Source organism: Pseudomonas sp. GW821-FHT05D12, assembly GCF_059419825.1.
This window is the reverse complement of record NZ_JBWKSN010000017.1, coordinates 98,619-121,102: the sequence shown is the minus strand read 5'-3', so window position 1 is coordinate 121,102 and position 22,484 is coordinate 98,619. Positions and strand designations below refer to the sequence as shown.

The window sequence follows — 22,484 nt, the reverse complement described above, 5'->3', positions numbered from 1 at the left end:
AAGACAGCCCCGGTTACTTAACTATTTGCTGGAAGCCTCAACCTACGCGGTAGTTTGGCGCTTCCTTGGTGATCTGTACGTCGTGGACGTGGGACTCGGCCATGCCAGCACCGGTGATCCGCACGAACTCAGGCTTGGTGCGCATTTCTTCGATGTCGGCGCTGCCGGTGTAGCCCATCGAGGAACGCAGGCCGCCCATCAGTTGATGGATGATCGCGCTCAGGGTGCCTTTGTACGGAACACGGCCTTCGATGCCTTCCGGTACGAGCTTCTCGGCGCCTGCCGAAGAGTCCTGGAAGTAGCGGTCGGAGGAACCTTGCGCCTGGGACATGGCGCCCAGCGAACCCATGCCGCGGTAAGCCTTGTACGAACGGCCCTGGAACAGTTCGATCTCGCCTGGCGCTTCTTCGGTACCGGCGAACATCGAGCCCATCATCACGCAGGAAGCACCGGCAACGATGGCCTTGGACAGGTCACCGGAGAAACGGATGCCGCCGTCGGCGATCAACGGTACGCCGGTGCCTTCAAGGGCCGCGGCGACGTTGGCGATGGCGCTGATTTGCGGCACGCCCACACCGGCGACGATACGCGTGGTGCAGATCGAGCCAGGGCCGATACCGACCTTGACGGCGTCGGCGCCGGCTTCGGCCAGGGCCTTGGCAGCAGCGCCGGTGGCGATGTTGCCGCCGATCACCTGTACTTCAGGGAAATTCTGCTTGACCCAGCGAACGCGGTCGATCACACCTTTGGAGTGACCGTGAGCCGTGTCGACCACCACCACGTCAACACCGGCAGCCACCAGGGCCGAAACACGGTCGCCGGTGTCTTTACCGGTACCGACTGCAGCACCCACGCGCAGACGACCTTGGTCATCCTTGCTGGCCAGCGGGTAGGCCTTGGCTTTTTCGATGTCGTTGACGGTCATCATGCCCTTGAGCGCGAATTTGTCGTCGACGATCAGCACGCGCTCGATGCGGTGCTTGTGCAGCAGTTCGCGCACATCGTTCTTGTCGGCGCCTTCCTTGACCGTGACCAGACGCTCTTTGGGCGTCATCACTTCGCGGACGGTAACTTCAAGACGGTTCTCGAAACGCACGTCACGGGAAGTGACGATGCCGACCAGGTCGCCATCGTGCAGCACCGGAACGCCGGAGATGTTGTGCAGGCGGGTCAGGTCGAACAGGTCACGCACGGTGGCGTCGGCTTCGATAGTGATGGGATCTTTCACCACACCGGCTTCGTAACGCTTGACCTTGCGCACTTCGGCAGCTTGCTGCTCGATAGTCATGTTCTTGTGGATGATGCCGATGCCGCCTTCCTGAGCCATGGCGATGGCCAGACGGGCTTCGGTGACGGTGTCCATGGCAGCGGAAACCAGGGGAATATTCAGCTCGATGCCACGGGTTAGGCGGGTCTTGAGACTGACTTCGTTAGGAAGCACCTCGGAATAACCGGGCACTAGGAGAATGTCGTCGAATGTCAGAGCTTCTTGGCTGATACGCAGCATCGCGGGGGCTCCCGAGCGGGAAAATGGAAGCGCGCCATTATATACATGCACCCTGTCAGGCTCAATGTAAAACTCTGACAAACTTGGTAATACTGATAGATGGAGAAAAACAGCCACTGCAGGAGCCGGCTTGCCGGCGATGAAGTCCTTGAGCCTTGCGCTCGACCATCGGGCGCCATCGCCGGCAAGCCGGGCTCCTACTACGTTGCGCAGCGGTGGTTTAGAGCTCGACCTTGACCCAACTCATCTTCTGATCGAGCCAATCGGCAAATTCGTCGATAAAGCTCTGCTTGAACCCCGCCTCGGCCCAGTTGTTGAAGATGAATCCCAGGTTGGAAAACCCGCATTCCTGCAGGAAAAGAAACCCGTTGATGTCGTCCTCATGCCCACACAGCGGGCAGGTGAAGTTGTCGGTGTGGCCGGGCATCCAGTCTTCGAGGCTTTCGAACAGCGCCTCGCCGACTTCCTTGAGGCACTCCGGGCAGCCGGCTTCTTCGAGGAAACCCTTGGCCGGCGTGTAGATGCAGCGCTTGTAGATGATCTCCAGGCCGTTGATCGGCTCGTTGAACGGCAATGCCTCGGGGTGCAGCACCACGGCACGCGCGCCATCGGCCAGGGCGTAGCCCATGCGATTGCCGGTGCGCCCGCAGGTGGTCAGCTCTTCCTTGATGATGTTCTTGCGCACCAGCCAACGCACGATCGCCCGGGCGCGGGGTTCGTGGACGGGCAAGGTGGAGATTTTCGGGACAAGGATGCTTTGCGAGTTCATGAGGCCTGGGAGTCCTGCGGTGTGCCGTCTGGCGCCTTCGCGAGCAAGCCCGCTCCCACATTTTGATTTGTGAATAGATTCAAATGTGGGAGCGGGCTTGCTCGCGAAGAGGCCCTGAAGGCTGGCAGCTTAATCCCTGCCCCACACAGGTCAAGTACTCAAATACCGCCCGATCAACGCAATCCCACTCGCCAGCACCAGCCATGTCACCAAGCGCACGAACGCCTCGCGAGACATGCGCATCGTCAGCCTGCGCCCACACCACAATCCCAGGGCCATCGCCGGCAACAGGCACAGCGCCAACATCAGCAACGGCAGATCCGCATAGACCCCGGCAATCAGGAACAGAGTCAAGCGCACCACCGTGCTGCAACTGATCAGCGCGCTTTGCGTGGCGCGGGCCGCGTCCTTGGGCAAGCGACTGTTGAGGTAGATGGCATATAAGAAGCCACCACTGCCGAACAACGCACCAAACAGCCCGCCGACCGTACCCATCGGGATCGACCAGCCCGCCGCCAGTTGGGTCGGCCGCGCCTTTACCGCCAGGCTGTAAATCGCGTAGGCGCTGATAAACAGCCCCATCAACAGCAGCAACAGATCCGAATGCAGGTTGAGCAAGAACACCACGCCCAGGGTGCAGCCAATCGCCATGCAGGGCAGCAATCGCAGCAACTCCGGCTTGTTCACGTCCCGGCGCGACTGCAGCAGGTTGCCAAACGCCGCGACAAAATCCAGCAGCACCAGCAACGGGATGATCTTCGACAGCGGCATGAACACGATCAGGATCGGCCCCGCCACCAGCGCCGTGCCGAAGCCGGCGATGCCAAACACGATGTAGGCCACGACAATGCCCAGGCCGATCACCAGCCAATCCACACCGCCAAACGACCACTGACTCATCAGTTCAACCGGGCCCATGATGATTCCTTGTAAGAGATGGTCATCACTTTAGCCATTCGCGAGGGTTGCGACTAATATCTTCAAAGCCCTCCACCCATCTCGAAAAGGCATGACGCGTGATCTCTACCCGCCAACTGCGCTACTTCGTCGAAATCGCCGACAGTGGCAGTTTCAGCGCTGCCGCCGAGCGCCTATTTGTCGCGCAATCGGCACTGAGCCGGCAGATCAAGGAGCTGGAAACCCAACTGCAAACCCCGCTGTTCGAACGCACGGCGCGCCAGCCGCGGTTGACGGCCGCCGGTGAGGCCTTCTATCCGCGTGCACGCAACCTGCTGAGCGAGTTGCTCAAAGCCAGCGAAATGGCGACGCAGGTGGGCAACGGCCAACTCGGCACGCTACGCCTGAGCCATTCGAGCACCGTGCCGATGAGCGGGCCTTTGCTTCAGGGCATCAGTACTTGGCTTGCGCGCTGCCCCGGTGCGTCGATGGACATCGTCAAACTGTCCTCCGAAGCGCAGCTGGAAGAAATCGCCGACGGTCGCCTGGAAGTGGGCCTGTTGCGCCTGCCCGTGCTGCGCCAGCGCGAAGGCGTGCGTGTAGTGCCTTTATACAGTGAACAACTGCTGCTGGCGGTACCGCCGAACCATCCCCTGGCGCGCAGCCAGGCGCCGGTCGAATTGGCCCAACTCAAGGATCAGGCGTTTATCTCGATCCCGCATCCGCAGCGCGGCGGATTGAGTTATCTGTCAGCCGAGTTGTGCATGCGCGCAGGATTTTTCCCCAAGGCCGCGCGGGTGATGTCGCGCAAGACCACCCAGCTGCAGTTGATCCAGGCCGGCTTCGGTATTGCCTTGTTACCAAAATCCATGCAGGACATCGCGCCCGCCAACGTGCACTTTTTGCCCCTGGCCGACCCGGACTGCCTGAGCACCGTGGCCCTGGCCTGCCCGCAGGCGCCGAGTGCGCTGGTGGAGCAGTTCTGTCAAACCCTGCACGAATGCCTATAAACTGCCGCCCATGATTAAAGATCCCTTTGCCCGTCTGGGCCTGGACCGCGAAGTCCTGACTGTCAGCCAGCTCAACGGCCGCGCGCGGGTGTTGCTGGAAGACGTGTTCACCAATATCTGGGTCGAGGGCGAGATCTCCAACCTCGCGCGCCCGGCCTCCGGCCATGTGTATTTCACCCTCAAGGACAGCGGCGCCCAAGTGCGTTGCGCGTTGTTTCGCAACAACGCTGCGCGGGTGCGCCAGGCGTTGAAGGACGGCCTGGCGGTCAAGGTGCGTGGCAAGGTCTCGCTGTTCGAGGGCCGCGGCGACTACCAGTTGATCCTCGACACCGTGGAGCCGGCCGGTGATGGCGCGCTGCGCCTGGCCTTTGATGCCTTGAAGGAAAAGCTCAGCGCCGAAGGCCTGTTCAGTGCCGAACGCAAGGTGCCGCTGCCGGCGCACCCTCGACGCATTGGCATTATCAGTTCGCCGACGGGCGCGGTGATCCGCGACATCATCAGCGTGTTCCGCCGCCGGGCCCCGAACGTCGAACTGACATTGATCCCCACCGCCGTGCAAGGCCGCGAAGCCATACCTCAGATTGTGCGAGCGCTGAAACTGGCAGATGCGCGTGGCTTCGATGCGTTGATCCTGGCGCGTGGCGGCGGCTCGCTGGAAGACCTCTGGTGCTTCAACGAAGAGGCCGTGGCCCGCGCGGTGGATGCGTGTGTCACGCCGATCGTGAGTGCCGTCGGCCATGAAACGGATGTATCGATCAGTGACTTCGTCGCCGACGTGCGCGCGCCCACGCCCTCCGCCGCCGCCGAACTGCTCGCGCCCGACGCCAGCCACCTGGTGCGCCAGGTCGAAAACCTGCACCGCCGCCTGGTGATGCTGATGCGCAACCGCCTGCGCCACGACCGACTGCGCCTGGAAGGCATGGCCCGGCGCCTGCGCCATCCCGGTGAGCGCCTGCGCCAGCAGGCCCAGCGCCTGGATGACCTGGACATGCGCCTGCGCCGCGCCTTCGAACGCAGCCTCAACACCCGGCGCGAACGCCTGATCCGCCTGGAAACCCGCCTTGCCGGTCAGCACCCGGGCCGTCAACTGGCGCTGTTGCGCCAACGCCTGGACAGCCTCGCCGAACGCCTGCCCCGCGCCATGCGCGAGGGCCTCAAGGCGCGCCGCCTGCAACTGCAAAGCCAGGTGCAGACGCTGCAAGTGGTCAGCCCGCTGGCGACCCTGGGCCGTGGCTACAGCATTCTGCTCGACGAGCGTGGCCAGGCCATTCGCAATGCCGCACAGACCCACACCGGCCAGCGCCTCACCGCGCGTCTCGGGGAAGGCCAACTGCAAGTGCGGGTGGAAGATAACCACCTGACACCCGTCACCCTTTCGTTATTGGATTGATTGATGCCACGTCTTTTAAGTGTATTGATGCTGCTGTGCCTCGCCTTCAATGCCCACGCCGACAGCTACATTATCCGCACCCTGAACAAACCCGTGCCGGGCGGCGTGGCCGTGGTCGAACTGGGCCCTTCGGCCGCCGCGCCGAAAGCGACGTATCAAGGTAAACCGGTGCTGGTGGTAAAGGAGGCGGACAACTGGCTGGCGATTGTCGGCATTCCACTGACCGTCAAGCCCGGCAATGAGCGCATCAGCAGCGGTGGGCGCAACCTGCCGTTTATCGTCGGCTACAAAAAGTACCCGGAACAGCGCATCACCCTGAAAAACAAAAGCCAGGTCAACCCCGATCCCGCGCAGCTCAAGCGCATCGAGGCGGAGCTGGCGGTGCAGATCAAGGCGTACCGCAGTTTCAGCCCGAACCTGCCGAGCAACCTGGTGCTGGATAAACCGGTGAACGGGCCACTGTCGAGCAAGTTCGGCGTACGCCGTTTCTTCAACGGTGAAGAGCGCAACCCTCATTCGGGCCTGGACTTCGCCGTGCCAGCCGGCACGCCGATCAAGACGCCGGCCAACGGCAAGGTGATTCTGGTCGGCAACTACTTCTTCAATGGCAACACCGTGTTCGTCGACCATGGCCAGGGCTTCATCAGCATGTTCTGCCATATGTCGAAGATCGACGTGAAAGTCGGCCAGCAACTGGCGCGCGGGGCAGTGGTCGGCAAGGTCGGTTCGACAGGCCGCGCGACGGGGCCGCACATGCATTGGAATGTCAGCCTGAACGATGCACGGGTCGACCCGGCGATCTTCATCGGCGCGTTCCAGCCCTGAAACGTGGAATTGCGCACCCGATAATGGGTGCGCAATTAAAAACAGCCGCTGACTCATTCTCAGGCATAAACTCTCGTTTCCTACGCCAATAGCAGAACTTATCTCAATTTTTCTCGACTGCTTGCCATCTTTCACCCCGGCGGTTAGGGTTGAGCTTATGAAAACCTCTCACACCCTCATTCAGCTCCGCCAGCACCGCAGCCTGTGCCTTGTCAGCGCACGACTGCCAGGCTGAATCGATCTGCCTCGTCTTTACGTTTTATCCCTAAAAACAGTTCTACGGCAGGCCGCCTTTTCTCGGCCCCTACAACAAAGGATTTCCCGATGAGCATGCTCAAAGACCCGTCTTCGAAATACCGCGCGTTCCCGACCATCGATATCCCGGATCGCACCTGGCCGTCGAAAACCATCACCGAAGCGCCGATCTGGTGCAGCTCCGACCTGCGTGATGGCAACCAGTCGCTGATCGAACCGATGGACGCGGTGAAGAAGCTGCGTTTCTGGAAGACCCTGGTCGCGGTGGGTGTGAAAGAAATCGAAGCGTCGTTCCCGGCCGCCTCGCAGACCGACTTCGACTTCGTGCGCACCCTGATCGAAGACAACCACATCCCCGAGGACACCACCATCCAGGTGCTGACCCAGGGCCGTGAAGACTTGATCGCACGCACCTTCGAATCGCTGCGCGGCGCCAAGAAGGCCATCGTGCACCTGTACAACGCCACGTCGCCGTCGTTCCGCCGCATCGTGTTCAACCAGGACAAGGAAGGCATCAAGGCCATCGCGGTCAACGCAGCCAAGCTGTTCGTCAAATACGCGGCCCAACAGCCAGACACCCAGTGGACCTTCGAATACTCCCCGGAAACCTTCAGCGCCACCGAACTGGAATTCGCCAAGGAAGTATGTGACGCAGTGATCGAGGTGTGGAACCCGACGCCTGAGCACAAGGTGATTCTCAACCTGCCCGCCACCGTCGAGTGCGCCACGCCGAACATCTATGCCGACCAGATCGAATGGTTCGGTCGCCATATCAACCGTCGTGACAGCGTGATCATCAGCCTGCACACCCACAACGACCGTGGCACCGGCGTTGCCGCCACCGAGCTGGGCCTGATGGCCGGCGCCGATCGTGTCGAAGGCTGCCTGTTCGGCAACGGCGAGCGTACCGGCAACGTCGACCTGGTCACCGTGGCCTTGAACATGTACACCCAGGGCCTCGACCCGCAGCTGGACTTCTCCGACATCGACGGCGTGCGCAAAGTCGTTGAGGAGTGCAACCAGATCCAGGTGCACCCACGTCACCCCTATGTCGGCGACCTGGTGCACACCGCGTTCTCCGGCTCCCACCAGGATGCGATCCGCAAGGGCTTTGCCCAGCAGAAAGACGACGCCCTGTGGGAAGTGCCGTACTTGCCGATCGACCCGGCGGACATCGGCCGCAGCTACGAAGCGGTGATCCGCGTGAACAGCCAGTCGGGCAAAGGCGGTATCGCCTACCTGCTGGAGCAGGAATACGACATCAGCTTGCCACGCCGTATGCAGATCGAGTTCAGCCAGGTGGTCCAGGCTGAAACCGACCGCGTGGGCCTGGAGATGACCGCCCCGCAGATCTACGCATTGCTGCAGCGTGAATACTTGCAGGCCAACACCCCGTACGCGCTGGTCAGCCATCGCCTGCAGGAAGAGAATGGCAACAGCTTTGTCGAGGTGGAAGTGTCGGGCAAAGGCCAGGGCGAAACCAACCTGCACTGGAAAGGCAAAGGCAACGGTGCACTGGAAGCCCTGGTAGCCGGCCTGCCGGTAGCGGTCGAGATCATGGACTACAACGAACACGCAATCGGCGCCGGCACCAACGCCAAGGCTGCGGCCTACATCGAACTGCGCGTGAACGGCGAGCGTCCGGTGCACGGCGTGGGCATTGATGAAAACATCACCACGGCGAGCTTCAAGGCACTGTTCAGCGCGCTGAACCGCTCGTTGAGCCAGTTGGAAGCGAAAGCGGCGTAAACCTGATCGCGGCAATGCAAAAAGCCCCTGAGTTAAAACTCAGGGGCTTTTTTATTAAGTATGTCCCGTCCTGAATAAGGTTTACACCTTCTGACCGATCTTCAGGAGGATTCAATGGATACGGGAAAAAGGCGGAGCCAGCGCGATTACACGCTAGCTTTTAAATTGTCAGTCGTAGATCAAGTCGAAAAAGGCGAGTTGAGTTATAAAGAGGCTCAACGGCGCTTTGGCATTCAAGGCCGGTCCACGGTACTGGTTTGGTTACGCAAGCATGGCCGACAGGACTGGAGCCAAGGCGCCTCAATCCGAGCGCCGCGGAGCAGTCCGATGACCGACCCCAACCTCCCGCTGACACCCGAACAGCGGATCAAAGAGCTTGAAGAACAGTTGGCGCTGAGCAATCAGAAGGCCCAGTTCTTTGAAGCTGTCGTGAACGTCTTGAAAAATGATTACGGTGTGTCCATCGTAAAAAAGCGACCCGGCAAGTCCTCTCGCAAGGGCAAATCCAAGACCTGAGCATTACCAGGGCTTGCCTGTTTATGGGCATTCGCGCCAAGCGTATTACAAGCGCAACCGAGCCTTTGACGCGAGAGTTTGCCAAGACCAGCAGGTAGTGGAATTCGTTCTGGAAAAGCGTCGCCGCCAGCCGAGGCTTGGGACGCGCAAACTGCACCACCTGATGGTAATTGAAGCCGCAGCGGCGCTACGTGTCGGTCGAGACCGCCTGTTTTCCATCTTGCGAGAGGCGCGAGAGCTGGTCCCTCGCAAACGTGCATACCATAAAACCACGCATAGCCATCATCGCTTCCGCCGTCACCCCAACCTACTCAAAGCTGGTCCGGAACAAGTTGTAGCCAGCAGACCTGAGCAGGTTTGGGTCGCAGACATTACCTATCTCCCAACGCGGGAAAGTGTCGCTTACGTCAGCCTGATAACAGACGCGTACTCCCGCAAAATCGTGGGTCATCATGTGCACGGCAGCCTGCATACGGAGTCGGTGGTCAGAGCACTGCAGAAGGCTGTTAGTCAGCGAAAATCCAATCAACCGCTCATTCATCATTCAGATCGCGGAGCTCAGTATTGCTCCGATTTATACCAACGGATGCATACCCGGCATGGAATCAGGTGCTCAATGACTGACGGCTATGATTGCTATCAGAACGCGATGGCGGAGAGGATAAATGGGATTTTGAAGACTGAGTTTTTGCTGCATCGTCCCAAAGACCTGGCGGATGCAGTGAAAATGGTGGATGAATCGGTGCAAATCTACAATCGGGAGCGGCCGCACTTATCCCTGAAATACAAAACGCCCGATGCGGTGCATCGGGCGTTTTGAGACTGAAACAGGTGTAAACCTATTTCAGGACTAGACAGTATTCAAAATCATACCAAATACTTTTCGAGAGACTTAACGCCTCCCTGCCTACCTGCTCCAGACATAGACCTTACGGCATGGATGGAACTTTAAACTTAGATGCAACCACCCAATAAGCGCCTGCAAGGTGAGGAGCGCCCTGCATTAATCTCTAAGGGAATGCATTTGAGGTAAGTATTGAGGAATCACATGAAACAGCATTATCACTGCAAAAATCTCTCTGATGAAATCTTCCGTATTGATCCGCAAGAAAATAATCACAGTGAGAGTACTCGCTCATGATTACGACCGCTCCTTCTCATCCAGCCAGCAACCCCTTTATCGCGCACACGCCTGCACAACAAGCAAGCCCCCAACAGCAAAGGCCAAACGAATGGTCAACGGACAATAAAGAAACCCTCCCGCCTACAAACAATAGTGACCCTGAACGTTTGGGTATAAAAAGAGGGCATACCAAGCTGGGAACGTTCATCTACGAAAAGATGTACACCTCGAAATCGGAAAACGATGATTTTTCCAAAAAAATAGCTAAAGATTATGGCGGCAAGTTAATTACCGCCCCTATGAAAACAATTGATCGAGCATTGACCAAAATAAATAATGACTACGGCGGCGACATGGGCAAAATCAAAGACCTCACCCGCACGACCGTCATTATCAATAGCGAAAAAGTAGACAACGTGGTTTCCGATCTGGAAAAAAAAGGCGGCATCAATATAAAAAGAATTGATGGAGATGTAGACCCACTCGGTTACAGCGGCATCAATGCCACCTATAAATCCGAGGCCGGCGGCAATTGTGAAATGCAAGTCATCACACCTGCAATGATCTTTGGAAAGATGAATCCAAGTACCGCCAAATCCATGTTGGGAGAGGATTATTGCAAGCAGCTGGAAGAAACGTCCGGACAAAAAGGAGGTTTGGGACACAAGTTTTATGAGCAATATCGAACACTGGATCCCAACAGCACAGAAGCCAAAGACATCGCCCAGCAAAGCAAGAACTACTACGCGGCCATTCGAAGCAGCGAATTTGCCCTCTAAAAGCTAATCCCCTGGTACCTCGACTGGAAGGTCGAGGTACCCGTACTCAACATCGCCCCATCAGCCCAAGTGAAACGTGTCGGCGTCCAAATTGGCAGGAAACCGAGTGCGATAATCCGCCAGCTCCCCGGCCTCAAGACGAACTTGAAAAACCCCATCCGCCTCCCCCGCACTCAGCACGGTCTCGCCCTGGAAATCCAGCACCTGGCTGTCACCAGTGTAGGCAAAACCCTTACCGTCGGTACCAACCCGATTCACCGCCGCCACATAACACAGGTTTTCGATAGCCCGCGCCGGCAACAGACGGTTCCAATGATGACGCCGCGCCCCCGGCCAATTGGCGGTGTACAGCAGCAAGTCGGTGTCCTGGGCGTCACGGCTCCACACCGGGAAACGCAGGTCGTAGCAAATCAGCGGCCGAACACGCCAGCCTTTCAATTCGAACTGCACCTGGCGCTCGCCGGGGGTGTAGTGATTGTGTTCACCGGCCATGCGAAACAGATGACGCTTGTCGTAGTGCAACACCTCGCCATCCGGCCGCGCCCACAGCAGGCGATTGCGATGGCTGCCGTCGGCGGCCTGGATGATTACGCTGCCGGTAATTACCGCGTTGTACTTCTTCGCCTGGGCCTGGAGCCAATGATGGGTAGGGCCGTTTTCCGGTTCGGCGAGGGTGGCCGACTCCATGGAGAAGCCGGTAGTGAACATCTCCGGCAACACGATCAGGTCGGCGCCGCGCGCCTGCTCCAGCAACAGCTCGAAATGCTCGAGGTTGGCCTGACGGTCATGCCACACCAGGCTGGTCTGGACCAAGGCAATGTTCAGGTCGGGCAGTGCACTCAGATCGCGCATAGTTTTTCCGCTGCCTGCTGCAGCGTCTCCTCGCGTTTGGCAAAGCACAGGCGCACCAGGCGCTGGCCTTGGGGTGGATCCTGATAGAACACCGAGACCGGAATGGTCGCCACACCGTGTTCGCGGGTCATCCACAGCGACATGGCGACGTCATCCAAGTCCGGGCGAATCTGTGAGTAATCCACCAGCTGGAAGTAGGTGCCGGTCACCCGGGTAAAGCTCAAACGCGACGGCGCCAGCAGATCACAGAACAGGTCGCGCTTGGCCTGATAAAAGGCCGGCAGTTCCTCGACGTGCTCCGGGTGTTCGGCCATGAAGTCCGCCAGAGCGTACTGCAAAGGCGTTACGCCGCAAAAGTTGACATATTGATGCACTTTGCGCAGTTCGGCGCTAAGGGCTGGTGGCGCGACCACGTAGCCGGTTTTCCAGCCGGTGACGTGGTAGGTCTTGCCGAAGGAGCTGACCACGAAGGCGCGCCGGTACAGCTCTTCATGGGCCAGCACGCTGACGTGGGGCACACCATCGAATACCAGGTGCTCGTAGACTTCATCGCTGACCAGATAGATATCGCGGTCGCGGATCAATTCGGCCAACTGGTCCAGCTCGGCGCGGCTGATCAACGCGCCGGTGGGGTTGTGCGGGGTGTTGAGGATGATCATGCGCGTGCGCGATGACAGCGCGGCCTTGATCTTTTCGAAGTCGAGCGCAAAGCCTTGCAGGCTCAGTTGCACATGCACGCAACGGCCACCTGCCAGTTCGACCGAGGGCTCGTAGCTGTCGTAGCAGGGATCGAAGACGATGACTTCGTCACCACTGCGAATCACTGCCTGGATCGCACAGAAGATCGCCTCGGTGGCGCCTGGGGTGATGGTCACTTCAGTGTCCGCATTCACCGTGGCGCCGTAGCTGCGGGCGATCTTGGCGGCCACTTGCTGACGCAACACGGGCAGCCCGGTCATCGGCGCATATTGGTTATGGCCAAGAGCGATATGCTTACCTACCGCGTCGAGCAAACCCTGCGGGCCATTGAAATCGGGAAAGCCCTGGGACAGGTTGAGCGCGCCGGTTTCGGCAGCGAGTTGCGACATGGTGGTGAAAATGGTCGTGCCGACATTTGGCAGCTTACTGGTGATCATCGGAGGCCCCTGCAGGTGAGCCCCAAGTTTTAAGCTGCAAGTTGCAAGCAGGTCAAGCGACAAACTGCCAGGCACAAAAAAGGGCTCCAAAGGAGCCCTCTCTTGCAGCCTGTAGCTGACGACTTGAAGCTGCGGCTATCGCTTGTCGCGGCGCTTCTTGTCGGCCTTCTTGTGGTGAGTCATCAAACGACGCTTCTTGTTCACCTGACGGTCAGTCAGTGTGTTCTTGTTGCCTTCGTATGGGTTCTCGCCGCCCTTGAACTCGATGCGGATCGGCGTACCGACCAGCTTCAGGACACGGCGGTAGGTGTTCTCCAGGTAACGCACATAGGACTTTGGCACCTTCTCGATCTGGTTACCGTGGATCACGATAATCGGCGGGTTGGCACCACCCAAGTGGGCGTAACGCAGTTTGATCCGGCGGTTGTTGACCATCGGTGGCGCGTGTTCGCCCACCGCGTCTTCGAGGATCTGGGTCAGGCGGTTGGTCGGCCAGCGGGTGACCGCAGACTTGAACGAGTTCTGTACGGATGCGTAAAGGTTGCCCACGCCGGTACCGTGCAGTGCCGAGATGAAGTGGATGTCGGCGAACTCGACGAAGAACAGCCGGCGCTGCAGCTCGATCTTGACGAAATCGCGCTCGCTCGGCGTCATGCCGTCCCACTTGTTGATCGAGATCACCAGGGCGCGACCGGCTTCCAGGGCAAAGCCCAGCAAGTTGAGGTCGTGGTCCACCACACCTTCGCGGGCGTCCATCACGAAGATCACCACGTTGGCGTCTTTGATCGCCTGCAGGGTTTTCACCACGGAGAACTTTTCAACTTCCTCATGGATCTTGCCGCGCTTGCGCACACCGGCGGTGTCGATCAGCGTGTACTTCTCGTCGTTACGCTCGAACGGGATGTAGATACTGTCGCGCGTGGTGCCGGGTTGGTCATACACGATAACCCGGTCTTCACCGAGCATGCGGTTGACCAGGGTCGACTTGCCCACGTTCGGACGGCCGATGATGGCGATCTTGATACCGTCTTTTTCGCTCGGGCCAGGAATGCGCTTGGCTTCCTCACCCTCGGCGACGATCTCTTCCTCGCCCTCTTCTTCCTCGGCGTCATCCTTGGGGAAGCTGCTCAGGGCAATTTCCAGCATCTGGGTGATGCCGCGACCGTGTGCACCGGCGATCGGGATCGCGTCGCCCAGGCCCATCGGGCTGAATTCGGCACGGGCCAGTTCAGGATCGATGTTGTCGATCTTGTTGGCGACCACGTAGGAACGCTTGTTGCGCTTGCGCAGGTGCTCGCCAATCATCTGGTCGGCAGCGGTGTAGCCCGCACGGGCGTCCACCAGGAACAACACGACATCGGCTTCTTCAATGGCCAGCAGCGACTGCTCGGCCATTTTTTCGTCCATGCCATGCTCGTCACCGGAGATACCACCGGTGTCGACAATAATGTAGGAGCGCCCTTGCCACTTTGCCTCACCGTATTGGCGATCACGGGTCAGACCGGACAAGTCGCCGACGATGGCGTCGCGAGTCCTGGTCAGGCGGTTGAACAAGGTGGACTTGCCGACGTTTGGTCGGCCCACCAGGGCGATTACGGGAACCATGCGGCTCTCCACTTCGTTATTTCAGAAAATACAAAAGCCGCTGCAAGGCAGCGGCTGGTGCTCGGGGCAGCATATTCAAATGCCGCATGCCCCGCCGAAACGGGGCCGCCTGGGGGTTACCCCAAGCATAGTTCTTACTTGATGGTCAGGGCTTCCAGCTTGCCGCTGTTGCCAAACACATAAAGCATGTTACCCACGACCAGCGGACGGGCACGCAGGCCGTCGCTGTCGATACGCTCACGACCTACAAAGCGACCGTCCACCTGGCTCAGCAGGTGCAGGTAGCCTTCGAAGTCGCCAACAGCCACGTAGCTGGAGAACACTTCCGGTGCCGACAGTTGACGGCGGGCCAGCGAGTCGTTGCTCCACAGCGCAGTGGTGGTGCGCTCATCCACACTTTCAACGGTGCCGGATGCCAGGCTGACGTAGACGCTGCCAAACCCTTGGGCGACACCCGCGTAGCTGGAAGCATCACGCTGCCAGTTGACGCGACCGCTCTGCAGGTCCAGCGCCGCTACACGGCCCTGGTAAGTGGCGACGTAGATCGTTTCACCCGACAGCAGCAAGCCACCATCGATGTCGACCACGCGATCGAGTTCCGAACGACCTTGCGGGATGGCCACACGGGTCTCCCAGGCCGGCACGCCGTTCTGGGTATCGAGGGCGACCACTTTACCGGTCGACAGGCCTGCAACGGCCAGATTGTTGGTCACAATCGGACCACTGGTACCGCGCAACGTCAGTACCGCCGGGGTGCTGTCGTACAACCAGCGCTGTTCACCGGTGCTGGCGTCGAGGCCGATCACACGGTCGTCCTGGGTCTGCACCACGACGATATCGCCGTTGGTGGCAGGCGGTGCGAGAACCTCACTGGTCACGCGAGCGCGCCATTTCTCTTCACCCGTGCTGGAATCCAGCGCCACGACTTCGCCCTTGAGCGTGCCGAGCATCACCAGGCCATAACCCACGCCAACGGCGCCGGACACAGGCAATTCGAGGTCTTTCTTCCACTTCACGTCGCCGTTCATGCGATCCATGGAGATCACGACGCCGGTCACGTCAGCGGCCACAATGTTGTCACCGTCGATTGCCGGTACCAACATGTTGTAGGTGTCGCCCTGACCGTCACCGATGGAGCGGCTCCACTGCTTTTGCAGGACCACTTCTTCCTTGAAGCTGGTCAGCTCGGCCGGAGGCAGTTCTTTTTTACTGTTGCTGCTGCAACCCGCGGCCAGAACGGCCAGAGCCAGCAATGCTGCATGTTTCCAACGGATCACGTCACGCATCCCCTTTGGCCAAGTCGTCCAGCTTGATTTGTAAGCCACCGACCGCCGCTTCATCAGACAGCGCCGCCTTGGCTTTTTGGTACGCAGCATTGGCTTCGTCGGTACGACCCAATTGGACCAACAGGTCGCCCTTGAGCTCTTCGCGAGTGGCTACAAATGCCTTGTCAGCATCGCCGTCGAGCAGTTTGAGTGCTTCGTCAGCCTTGTTCTGTGCCGCCAATACCTGAGCCAGGCGCTGACGTGCGATTTCACCCAGGGTCGGGTTGGTCGGTTTGTCGGCGATGGCCTTCAGCTCGGTGGCTGCGTCATCCAGCTTGCCGGTGTCGACCGCGACTTTCGCGACGAACAGGCTGCCGTACTGGGCGTAAGTGGTACCGCCAAATTCGTTCTTCAACTTGCCGGCCAGATCCGCTACTTGTGCAGGGTCGGGTTTGCCGTCAGGCGTCAACGTGGTTTCCAGCAATTGCTGATAGAGGATCGAGGCGCCCTGGGATTGGTTGGCCTGATACTTGGTCCAGGCTTGCCAGCCGAACACCACCACTAAAGCCAGCAGGCCGCCAGTAACCAGGGGCTTGCCGTTACGCTGCCACCAGTCCTTGAACTCGGCCAGTTGCTCATCATCAGTACTCGACACCCCAATACTCCTTAATCGCTAAATTCGGCTGTTCGACAGCTTCAACCCTGCACGACGCAGGTGGCCAAGTGCGCGGCGAGCGCATCAAAGGCAATGTTCTGTTGCTCGCCCTGGCCACGCAGGGGTTTGAAACCTATCACTTGCTGGGCCAACTCGTCATCGCCGAGGATCAGTGCATACAGCGCACCGCTCTTGTCGGCCTTCTTGAACTGGCTCTTGAAGCTGCCGGCGCCGGCATTGATCTGCAGGCGCAGGTTCGGCAGTTGGTCGCGAACCTTTTCGCTCAGGGCCAGGGCTGCCAGTTCGGCCGCCTCGCCGAACGCGCACAGGTACACATCCACCTGACGGGAGATTTCTTCCGGGACCTGCTCCAGGGTTTCCAGCAGCAGGATCAGCCGCTCGATACCCATGGCAAAACCTACACCCGCGGTCGGCTTGCCGCCCATCTGTTCAACCAGGCCGTCGTAACGCCCACCGGCACACACGGTGCCCTGGGCGCCGAGCTTGTCGGTGACCCACTCGAACACGGTCTTGCTGTAGTAATCGAGGCCACGTACCAGCTTCGGGTTGATCACGTACGGAATCCCGGCCGCCTCCAGGCGAGCCTTGAGGCCCTCGAAGTGGAGTCGGGATTCGTCGTCCAGGTAGTCGGCCATTTTCGGCGCATCAACCAGCACGGCCTGGGTGTCGGCGTTCTTGGTATCAAGGACGCGCAACGGGTTGGTTTTCAGACGGCGCTGGCTGTCTTCATCCAGTTTGTCCAGGTGGGCGGACAGGTATTCGACCAGGGCCTCGCGATAGCGACCGCGCGACTCGCTGGTGCCCAGGCTGTTGAGCTCAAGCTTGACCGCGTCGCGGATGCCCAGCAGGCCCCACAGGCGCCAGGTCAGCACGATCAGCTCGGCGTCGATGTCCGGACCGTCGAGGTTGAACACCTCCAGGCCGATCTGGTGGAACTGGCGATAACGGCCTTTCTGCGGGCGCTCGTGGCGAAACATCGGGCCGATGTACCAGAGTTTCTGTGGCTGGCCGCCACCGGTGAGGCCATGCTCGAGCACGGCGCGCACGCACGCGGCTGTGCCTTCCGGACGCAGGGTCAGGGAGTCGCCGTTGCGGTCCTCAAAGGTGTACATCTCTTTTTCGACGATGTCGGTCACTTCACCGATCGAGCGCTTGAACAGCTCGGTGAACTCGACGATCGGCATGCGGATCTGCTTGTAACCGTAGTTATCCAGCAGGCGCGCGACAGTGCTCTCGAAGTAACGCCACAGGGGCGTCTGCTCAGGCAGGATGTCGTTCATGCCACGAATGGCTTGCAGAGACTTGCTCACATCAAATCCTTAAATTCGTTCAATCAGCCGCGCGCGATCAGCGCTGCGTCAGCCGCGACCTTTTCGGCCGCTTTCTCGCGGATCAGTCTTTCGAGCTCATCCACCAGATTGTCATTCGTCAACTTCTGCGACGGCTTGCCGTCGATGTAGATCAAGTTCGGTGTGCCGCCGGTCAAGCCGATGTGCGCCTCTTTGGCTTCACCCGGGCCGTTGACCACACAACCGATTACCGCGACATCCAGCGGCACCAGCAGGTCTTCGAGGCGCCCTTCCAGTTCGTTCATGGTTTTCACCACGTCGAAGTTCTGCCGCGAGCAGCTCGGGCAGGCAATGAAGTTGATGCCACGGGAACGCAAATGCAGGGATTTGAGAATGTCGTAACCGACCTTCACTTCCTCTACCGGGTCTGCCGCGAGGGAGATGCGGATAGTATCGCCAATCCCTTCGGCGAGCAGCATACCGAGACCCACCGCAGATTTCACTGTGCCTGAACGTAAACCGCCGGCTTCGGTGATACCCAGGTGCAGCGGCTGCACGATTTCCTTGGCCAGCAGGCGGTAGGCTTCTACGGCCATGAACACGTCGGAGGCCTTCACGCTGACCTTGAAGTCCTGGAAATTCAGGCGTTCAAGGTGTTCAACATGGCGCAGCGCCGATTCAACCAGCGCCGCCGGGGTCGGCTCGCCGTATTTCTTTTGCAGGTCTTTTTCCAGGGAGCCGGCGTTGACGCCGATGCGGATCGGAATGCCGCGATCACGCGCGGCATCCACCACGGCACGCACACGGTCTTCGCGACCGATGTTGCCCGGGTTGATACGCAGGCAGTCCACACCCAGTTCGGCTACGCGCAGTGCGATCTTGTAGTCGAAGTGAATGTCGGCCACCAACGGCACCTTGACCAGTTGCTTGATGCGACCGAAGGCTTCGGCAGCATCCATGTCCGGCACGGATACCCGCACGATGTCCACGCCGGCCGCTTCCAGACGGTTGATCTGGGCGACGGTGGCGGCCACGTCATTGGTGTCGCTGTTGGTCATGCTTTGTACCGCAATGGGGGCATCGCCGCCCACCGGCACCGAGCCGACCCAGATCTTGCGCGATACGCGACGTTTGATTGGAGATTCGCCGTGCATGACTATTGTCCCAACTTGAGGCGAGCGGTCTCGCCACTGGTGAACGGCGCCACGTCCACAGGCTGGCCGTTGTAGGCCACTTGCGCGCCACGGGCAAAGCCCAGACGCAGCGTCAAAGGAGGCTTGCCGCCTTGGTCAAGAGTATCTCCCTTACGCTTCAGACCGCTAAACAGCACTTTGCCATTGCCATCGGTGACCTGCGTCCAGCAGTCAGCGATGAAGGTGATCTGTACGCGCCCATCACCCGCGATCAATGCCGGGGCGGTAGGCGGTGAAATCGCAGGCGCTGCCGGAGCGGCCGGCGTTGGGGCCGCTGGCGCCTGCGCCGGAGTCGCTGGAGTGTGCGCCTGGGCGGCCGGAGCTGCCGGTGTGTGAGCCGGTGCAGACGGCGTCGCAGGTGCTGGTACGGCAGCGGTTGCGGCAGGTGCGGTTTCTGCTGCTGGCGGCTCAGTGGCAACCGGCGCTTCAGGCGCGGCCTGGCTCTCAGCCACAGCCTGGTCTTCTGGCTCATCGAGCGGGTGAATCTGGGTGGTGCCGTCGGCGCTTTCGACTTCGACGTGCTCCATGGCGTTGCTGGTCAGGTCCTTGGAGCGCTGGGAGGTCTGGTCTTGCCACCAGACAAACCCGCCGCCAATGACAGCGATCAGCAGCAACAGGCTGACAATGCGTAAAATCGTGTGGGAAACCCGCACCGGCTCTTCGATGCGGCCCAGGCCGTGGACATTGCTGCCCTGGGAGTCGGTGCCGGTGAACTGGTCGAATTCCTGGACCAATACGGCCTGGTCGATCCCCAGCAGCTTGGCGTAGGCGCGGATGTAGCCGCGGGCGAAGGTATGCCCAGGCAGCTTGTCGAACGCGCCGGCTTCCAGGTTGCCCAGGGAGGTAGTGGTCAAATTGAGCTTGAGGGCCACTTCCGCCAACGACCAACCATTGCTTTCGCGGGCCTGACGCAAGGTGTCGCCTGGGTTTACGCGATTAGCTGCTACAACTTCCGGGTGCGCCGCTTTCATCATTGCTCCGACAGGTATTGCTGATATTCCGGCGTACCGGGATAGAGTCGTTCGAGTTGCTGGCCAAAACGTGCGGCCGTGTCGCGTTCTTCATGAACCGTCGCCAGGCGCACACCGAGCAATAGACTACGTGCATTTTGCCCGCTGAGCAGGCTAAAACGCTCGTAATAGTCACGTGCCGGCACATAATGCCTGTCTTCGTAGGACAACTCAGCCATTTCGAGCAACGCGCGTGGCTGACGACCGTTCAAGTGCAGGGCTTTTTCCAGTTGCTGGCGTGCGCTGTCGCGCTGGCCGAGGCGCATCGAGGTCACCCCAAGGTTCTCGAACACCCGCGAGCGTTCAGGATAGAGGGTATCGGCGCTGGCTTGCTGGAAATTAACGGCTGCCTGGTCATAACGTTGCTGCGCGAACAGGAAGCTGCCGTAATTGTTCAGCAACCGCGGATCGGCAGGCCGGACGGCCAGGGCTTTGTTGAAATACTGATCGGCCAGTTCAGGCTCGGCCTGGGCCTGGAATACCAGGGCCAATGCCGCGTTGACGTCGGCATCGTCGCTGTCCAGCGCCAGGGCCTTTTTCAATGGCACCTTGGCCTGTTCGCTCATGCCTTGCTGCAGGTACCCCAACCCCAGTTGCACATAGGCAACTCGCGCCGCGTCACGGCCTTTACCGGTTTGCAACGGGCTTTCATGTCCCGATGAAACACACCCGGCCGCAAGGCCGGTCACCAGTAAAAGCAGCGCAAGGCGCAAGGGCATAGAGATCCTCTCTCAGTTTCGATTCGCAGCGCTTTGTGGCATATCGTCGGCGGCGCTCAGTTCGCGCACCGCGATATAACGTTCGCTGCGACGGGTGCGATCCAGCACCTGTCCTACCAATTGGCCACAGGCGGCGTCGATGTCTTCACCACGGGTGGTGCGTACGGTGACGTTGTAGCCGGCCTGGTGCAGTTGATCCTGGAAACGGCGGATGGCGTTGTTGCTCGGCCGCTCGTAGCCAGAATGTGGAAACGGGTTGAACGGAATCAGGTTGATCTTGCACGGGATGTTCTTGAGCAACTCGATCATCTCGACCGCGTGTTCGACCTTGTCGTTGATGTCCTTGAGCAGGGTGTACTCAATGGTCAGCACGCGCTTTTCGCCCAGGGACGACATGTAGCGCTGGCAAGACTCGAGCAGCATCTTAAGCGGATACTTCTTGTTGATCGGCACCAATTGGTTACGCAATGCGTCATTGGGTGCGTGCAGCGACAACGCCAGGGAGACGTCGATGTGCTTGGACAACTCATCGATCATCGGCACCACGCCGGAGGTCGACAGGGTCACACGGCGCTTGGAGATGCCGTAGCCCAGGTCGTCCATCATCAGATGCATGGCCGAAACGACGTTGTCGAAGTTCAGCAGCGGCTCACCCATGCCCATCATCACCACGTTGGTGATGGCACGGTCGACGGTTGCCGGGACGCTGCCAAAGGATTTGTTGGCAATCCACACCTGGCCGATGACTTCGGCGGCGGTGAGGTTGCTATTGAAGCCTTGCTTGCCGGTGGAGCAGAAACTGCAGTCCAGGGCACAGCCTGCCTGGGACGAAACGCACAAGGTGCCGCGTTTGCCCTGGGGAATGTACACGGTCTCGACACAGCTGCCGGACGCCACGCGCACCACCCATTTACGGGTGCCGTCGCTGGAGATGTCCTCGCTGACCACTTCCGGACCACGCACTTCAGCAATAGCCTTGAGCTTGTCGCGCAAAGCCTTGCTGACGTTCGTCATGGCGTCGAAATCGTCGACGCCAAAGTGGTGAATCCACTTCATTACCTGACCGGCACGGAAACGCTTCTCCCCGATTGAGTCGAAGAATTTTTCCATTTCCTGTTGAGTCAGACCCAGCAGGTTGGTTTTAACAGTCGATGTAGTCATGGATTCACCCTCACTCTTTAAGCCGATGCTTAGCGAGCGGCTACTTCAGTAGCAGCGAAAAAGTAAGCGATTTCGCGAGCAGCAGCGGCTTCGGAGTCCGAACCGTGTACAGCGTTGGCGTCGATGGACTCAGCGAAATCAGCACGGATGGTGCCGGCAGCTGCTTCTTTAGGGTTGGTAGCGCCCATCAGCTCACGGTTCAGAGCGATAGCGTTTTCGCCTTCCAGGACCTGAACAACAACAGGACCGGAGATCATGAAGGCAACCAGGTCGCCGAAGAAGCCACGAGCGCTGTGCTCAGCGTAGAAGCCTTCAGCTTCAGCCTTGGACAGTTGCTTGAGTTTCGAAGCTACAACCTTCAGGCCGGCTTTTTCGAAACGAGTGGTGATCTCGCCGATGACGTTTTTTGCAACAGCGTCAGGCTTGATGATGGAGAAAGTACGTTGAACAGCCATGGTGTAACTCCAGAAACGGTAATTTACGAAAAATTAAACCCGCGAATTATACGCGGGTTATTGGGTATTGCCTAACTGCGTAAAAAGGCGGTTCAGTCTGCTTCTTCGATCCACAGGCCTTGAATCGCCTCCAGAACCTTTTCGCCACCCCGGTCGGGGATGTCGTCGAAGTCCGGCAGCTCCATCACCAGATTGCGCAGCTTGACGAAGTTGACCGTCAGAGGATTGACCTCCGGGTGGGCTTGCGCAAGTTGTATAGCGATTTCTTGTACATCAACCCATTTCAGGCTCATGACATTTCCT

Annotated in this window: 20 protein-coding genes and 1 pseudogene; 6 read left to right on the top strand and 15 right to left on the bottom strand. The window is 59.5% G+C overall.

Annotation, left to right across the window (positions count from 1 at the left end; genetic code table 11):
* Window positions 1–37: 37 nt before the first annotated feature.
* From guaB to AC07SI_RS26995, 3 genes are all read right to left on the bottom strand, one after another.
* Window positions 38–1,507, bottom strand: coding sequence for an IMP dehydrogenase (guaB, locus tag AC07SI_RS27005; RefSeq protein WP_010207937.1), 1,470 nt, complete (start codon window positions 1,505–1,507; stop codon window positions 38–40).
* Window positions 1,508–1,727: 220 nt separating this feature from the next.
* Window positions 1,728–2,276: a hypothetical protein gene (locus AC07SI_RS27000; RefSeq protein ID WP_025859262.1), complete on the bottom strand. Its 549-nt coding sequence runs from the start codon at window positions 2,274–2,276 to the stop codon at window positions 1,728–1,730.
* Window positions 2,277–2,426: 150 nt separating this feature from the next.
* A complete protein-coding gene (locus AC07SI_RS26995) occupies window positions 2,427–3,194 on the bottom strand; it encodes a sulfite exporter TauE/SafE family protein (protein ID WP_106802691.1) in 768 nt (255 codons plus the stop codon).
* A 98-nt stretch (window positions 3,195–3,292) separates the two neighbouring features.
* Between AC07SI_RS26995 and AC07SI_RS26990 the strand changes: the two genes are divergently transcribed.
* The 6 genes and pseudogenes from AC07SI_RS26990 to AC07SI_RS26965 all read left to right on the top strand — a co-directional run bounded on the left by AC07SI_RS26990 (window position 3,293) and on the right by AC07SI_RS26965 (window position 10,820).
* On the top strand, window positions 3,293–4,183 hold the full coding sequence (locus AC07SI_RS26990; protein WP_495006878.1) for a LysR family transcriptional regulator: 891 nt from the start codon (window positions 3,293–3,295) through the stop codon (window positions 4,181–4,183).
* Between the two features lie 10 nt (window positions 4,184–4,193).
* A complete protein-coding gene (gene xseA, locus AC07SI_RS26985; RefSeq protein ID WP_065908643.1) occupies window positions 4,194–5,573 on the top strand; it encodes an exodeoxyribonuclease VII large subunit in 1,380 nt (459 codons plus the stop codon).
* Between the two features lie 3 nt (window positions 5,574–5,576).
* On the top strand, window positions 5,577–6,398 hold the full coding sequence (locus tag AC07SI_RS26980) for a M23 family metallopeptidase (protein WP_120449806.1): 822 nt from the start codon (window positions 5,577–5,579) through the stop codon (window positions 6,396–6,398).
* Window positions 6,399–6,722: 324 nt separating this feature from the next.
* Window positions 6,723–8,402, top strand: a complete 1,680-nt coding sequence (leuA, locus tag AC07SI_RS26975; protein ID WP_065908640.1) for a 2-isopropylmalate synthase — start codon at window positions 6,723–6,725, stop codon at window positions 8,400–8,402.
* 114 nt (window positions 8,403–8,516) lie between these two features.
* Window positions 8,517–9,738: pseudogene (locus tag AC07SI_RS26970) on the top strand (IS3 family transposase).
* 317 nt (window positions 9,739–10,055) lie between these two features.
* Entirely contained in the window at window positions 10,056–10,820 is a 765-nt protein-coding gene (locus AC07SI_RS26965; protein WP_495006877.1) for a hypothetical protein, read from the top strand.
* 60 nt (window positions 10,821–10,880) lie between these two features.
* Here AC07SI_RS26965 and AC07SI_RS26960 read toward each other — a convergent pair whose 3' ends face one another.
* From AC07SI_RS26960 to iscX, 12 genes are all read right to left on the bottom strand, one after another.
* A complete protein-coding gene (locus AC07SI_RS26960) occupies window positions 10,881–11,672 on the bottom strand; it encodes an amidohydrolase (RefSeq protein WP_495006876.1) in 792 nt (263 codons plus the stop codon).
* Window positions 11,660–12,808, bottom strand: coding sequence for a pyridoxal phosphate-dependent aminotransferase (locus tag AC07SI_RS26955; protein ID WP_065908636.1), 1,149 nt, complete (start codon window positions 12,806–12,808; stop codon window positions 11,660–11,662). The genes AC07SI_RS26960 and AC07SI_RS26955 overlap by 13 nt, the downstream gene beginning before the upstream one ends.
* A 135-nt stretch (window positions 12,809–12,943) precedes the next feature.
* The gene (gene der / locus AC07SI_RS26950) at window positions 12,944–14,413 is read right to left on the bottom strand and encodes a ribosome biogenesis GTPase Der (protein WP_495006875.1); all 1,470 of its coding nucleotides are present in this window, start codon (window positions 14,411–14,413) and stop codon (window positions 12,944–12,946) included.
* 134 nt (window positions 14,414–14,547) lie between these two features.
* Window positions 14,548–15,699: an outer membrane protein assembly factor BamB gene (gene bamB, locus AC07SI_RS26945; protein WP_065908633.1), complete on the bottom strand. Its 1,152-nt coding sequence runs from the start codon at window positions 15,697–15,699 to the stop codon at window positions 14,548–14,550.
* On the bottom strand, window positions 15,692–16,333 hold the full coding sequence (locus AC07SI_RS26940) for a YfgM family protein (protein WP_065908632.1): 642 nt from the start codon (window positions 16,331–16,333) through the stop codon (window positions 15,692–15,694). The genes bamB and AC07SI_RS26940 overlap by 8 nt, the downstream gene beginning before the upstream one ends.
* A gap of 41 nt (window positions 16,334–16,374) precedes the next feature.
* The gene (hisS, locus tag AC07SI_RS26935; RefSeq protein ID WP_065908631.1) at window positions 16,375–17,664 is read right to left on the bottom strand and encodes a histidine--tRNA ligase; all 1,290 of its coding nucleotides are present in this window, start codon (window positions 17,662–17,664) and stop codon (window positions 16,375–16,377) included.
* A gap of 23 nt (window positions 17,665–17,687) precedes the next feature.
* Entirely contained in the window at window positions 17,688–18,797 is a 1,110-nt protein-coding gene (gene ispG / locus AC07SI_RS26930) for a flavodoxin-dependent (E)-4-hydroxy-3-methylbut-2-enyl-diphosphate synthase (protein ID WP_025859271.1), read from the bottom strand.
* A gap of 2 nt (window positions 18,798–18,799) precedes the next feature.
* Entirely contained in the window at window positions 18,800–19,807 is a 1,008-nt protein-coding gene (locus AC07SI_RS26925; protein WP_262135482.1) for a RodZ domain-containing protein, read from the bottom strand.
* Window positions 19,807–20,565 (bottom strand): type IV pilus biogenesis/stability protein PilW, encoded by a 759-nt coding sequence (gene pilW / locus AC07SI_RS26920; RefSeq protein ID WP_065908627.1) that lies wholly within the window; start codon window positions 20,563–20,565, stop codon window positions 19,807–19,809. The genes AC07SI_RS26925 and pilW overlap by 1 nt, the downstream gene beginning before the upstream one ends.
* Window positions 20,566–20,577: 12 nt before the next feature.
* Window positions 20,578–21,726, bottom strand: a complete 1,149-nt coding sequence (rlmN, locus tag AC07SI_RS26915; RefSeq protein ID WP_065908625.1) for a dual-specificity RNA methyltransferase RlmN — start codon at window positions 21,724–21,726, stop codon at window positions 20,578–20,580.
* 29 nt (window positions 21,727–21,755) lie between these two features.
* Window positions 21,756–22,181: a nucleoside-diphosphate kinase gene (gene ndk / locus AC07SI_RS26910; RefSeq protein WP_495006874.1), complete on the bottom strand. Its 426-nt coding sequence runs from the start codon at window positions 22,179–22,181 to the stop codon at window positions 21,756–21,758.
* Window positions 22,182–22,273: 92 nt separating this feature from the next.
* Complete coding sequence (iscX, locus tag AC07SI_RS26905; protein ID WP_065908623.1) at window positions 22,274–22,474, bottom strand: Fe-S cluster assembly protein IscX; 201 nt, start codon at window positions 22,472–22,474, stop codon at window positions 22,274–22,276.
* Window positions 22,475–22,484: the final 10 nt, after the last annotated feature.

What these genes read in the sequence shown, in the direction of transcription:
- AC07SI_RS26925 (WP_262135482.1), bottom strand. Translation starts at nt 19,807, where the DNA reads ATGAAAGCGGCGCACCCGGAAGTTGTAGCAGCTAATCGCGTAAACCCA.
- leuA (WP_065908640.1), top strand. Translation starts at nt 6,723, where the DNA reads ATGAGCATGCTCAAAGACCCGTCTTCGAAATACCGCGCGTTCCCGACC.
- AC07SI_RS27000 (WP_025859262.1), bottom strand. Translation starts at nt 2,276, where the DNA reads ATGAACTCGCAAAGCATCCTTGTCCCGAAAATCTCCACCTTGCCCGTC.
- ispG (WP_025859271.1), bottom strand. Translation starts at nt 18,797, where the DNA reads ATGCACGGCGAATCTCCAATCAAACGTCGCGTATCGCGCAAGATCTGG.
- ndk (WP_495006874.1), bottom strand. Translation starts at nt 22,181, where the DNA reads ATGGCTGTTCAACGTACTTTCTCCATCATCAAGCCTGACGCTGTTGCA.
- rlmN (WP_065908625.1), bottom strand. Translation starts at nt 21,726, where the DNA reads ATGACTACATCGACTGTTAAAACCAACCTGCTGGGTCTGACTCAACAG.
- AC07SI_RS26960 (WP_495006876.1), bottom strand. Translation starts at nt 11,672, where the DNA reads ATGCGCGATCTGAGTGCACTGCCCGACCTGAACATTGCCTTGGTCCAG.
- AC07SI_RS26955 (WP_065908636.1), bottom strand. Translation starts at nt 12,808, where the DNA reads ATGATCACCAGTAAGCTGCCAAATGTCGGCACGACCATTTTCACCACC.
- AC07SI_RS26980 (WP_120449806.1), top strand. Translation starts at nt 5,577, where the DNA reads ATGCCACGTCTTTTAAGTGTATTGATGCTGCTGTGCCTCGCCTTCAAT.
- guaB (WP_010207937.1), bottom strand. Translation starts at nt 1,507, where the DNA reads ATGCTGCGTATCAGCCAAGAAGCTCTGACATTCGACGACATTCTCCTA.
- bamB (WP_065908633.1), bottom strand. Translation starts at nt 15,699, where the DNA reads ATGCGTGACGTGATCCGTTGGAAACATGCAGCATTGCTGGCTCTGGCC.
- iscX (WP_065908623.1), bottom strand. Translation starts at nt 22,474, where the DNA reads ATGAGCCTGAAATGGGTTGATGTACAAGAAATCGCTATACAACTTGCG.
- der (WP_495006875.1), bottom strand. Translation starts at nt 14,413, where the DNA reads ATGGTTCCCGTAATCGCCCTGGTGGGCCGACCAAACGTCGGCAAGTCC.
- xseA (WP_065908643.1), top strand. Translation starts at nt 4,194, where the DNA reads ATGATTAAAGATCCCTTTGCCCGTCTGGGCCTGGACCGCGAAGTCCTG.
- pilW (WP_065908627.1), bottom strand. Translation starts at nt 20,565, where the DNA reads ATGCCCTTGCGCCTTGCGCTGCTTTTACTGGTGACCGGCCTTGCGGCC.
- AC07SI_RS26995 (WP_106802691.1), bottom strand. Translation starts at nt 3,194, where the DNA reads ATGGGCCCGGTTGAACTGATGAGTCAGTGGTCGTTTGGCGGTGTGGAT.
- AC07SI_RS26965 (WP_495006877.1), top strand. Translation starts at nt 10,056, where the DNA reads ATGATTACGACCGCTCCTTCTCATCCAGCCAGCAACCCCTTTATCGCG.